Genomic DNA, 1,576 nt, shown 5'->3' on the forward strand with positions numbered 1-1,576 from the left:
CTCGGTGTTTGGCTTCCAGTGGCAGTCTTCGCTCAATGGCACCACCTGGGCCAACATTCCCGGCGCGGCTTCAGCTGACTTCACGCCGGGCGCTGCTCAGCTCGGGCGGTTCCTGCGGGTGGTGACCACCTATACGGATGACAGTGGCTTCAGCAATACGGTGAACTCGGCGGCGACCGGGCAGGTGGGTGTTCTGCTGAACGGTACGCCGGGTGCTGACACCCTTGTGGGTACGGTGGGCGCCGACAGTCTTATTGGCGGCGACGGCAATGACGTGCTCATGGGAGGGCAGGGCGATGATCTGCTCAATGGCGGGCTCGGCAACGATATTCTGGTCGGCGGTGGCGGTGCCGACACTCTGATCGGTGGCGCTGGAGACGACACCTACGAGGTGACCGATGCCGGCGACCAGGTGATCGAGCAAGCCGGGGAAGGCGGCGATACCGTCTGGACCTCGCTGGCGAGCCTGACGCTGGCCGCCAATGTTGAGAACCTGTTCTACGGCGGCAGCGGCAACTTCAGCGGCTCCGGCAACGCCTTGAACAACATCATGGCCGGTGGCGTGGGTAATGACGTGTTGATCGGCGGCGGCGGGATCGACTTCATGATCGGCGGTGCCGGGGATGACACCTATGAAGTAACCGATGTCGGCGACCAGGTAATCGAGCAGGCCGGGGAAGGCGGCGATACCGTGTGGACCTCGCTGACGAGCCTGGCGCTGGCCGGCAACGTCGAGAGCCTATTCTTCGGCGGCAGCGGCAACTTCAGCGGATTCGGCAACGCCTTGAACAACATCATGGCTGGTGGCGCCGGCAATGATGTGCTGATCGGCGGTGCCGGCATCGACTTCATGATGGGCGGCGTCGGCAACGACATCTACGAAGTCACCGATGCGGGGGATCAGGCGGTCGAGCTGCCGGGCGAAGGCGTCGATGACGTGTGGACCTCGCTGTCGGCCCAGGCGCTCGGTGCCGAAGTGGAGAACCTGTTCTTCGGCGGCAGCGGCAACTTCCTCGGCATCGGCAATGGGGGGGGCAACAATATCGTCGGCGGCGCCGGTAACGATGTGCTGATCGGCGGCGGTGGGAGCGATACGTTGGTCGGTGGTTTGGGCAACGATGTGTACGAGGTCACCGACGCCGGCGATGCCGTGCTCGAACTGGCCGGCCAAGGTCAGGACGACGTATGGACTTCGTTGTCCAGCTACACCCTGACGGCCAATGTCGAAAATCTGTACTTCGGCGGTACGGGCGGCTTTGTCGGGACTGGCAACGCTCTGAACAACTCCATGCTGGGTGGCAGCGGCAATGACATCCTGGTGGGTGCGGCCGGCAACGACTTCCTGAATGGCGGTCTGGGCAATGACACCTTCCAATTCGGTGTGGGCTTCGGTCAGGACACGATCATCGGCTTCGATGCCAATCCGGCCGGTGGGCAGGACTTGCTGGATGTCACCGGATTGGGTATCACCGCGGCGAACTTTGCACTGAGTCTCGCCATCACGGATCTGGGGGCGGACACCCGAATCACCATTGGCGCCAACAGCATCACCTTGGTGGGAGTGTCTGATGCAGCC

1 protein-coding gene is annotated in these 1,576 nt (G+C 63.2%); it reads left to right on the forward strand.

Translation table 11 applies throughout. From position 1 onward, the window contains the following. Nucleotides 1-1,576: calcium-binding protein (locus MnOB_RS28700; protein ID WP_199824618.1), on the forward strand; the 1,576-nt coding region annotated here is incomplete at both ends.

The organism is Metapseudomonas resinovorans, from assembly GCF_002003485.1.
GTDB lineage: Bacteria > Pseudomonadota > Gammaproteobacteria > Pseudomonadales > Pseudomonadaceae > Metapseudomonas > Metapseudomonas resinovorans_D.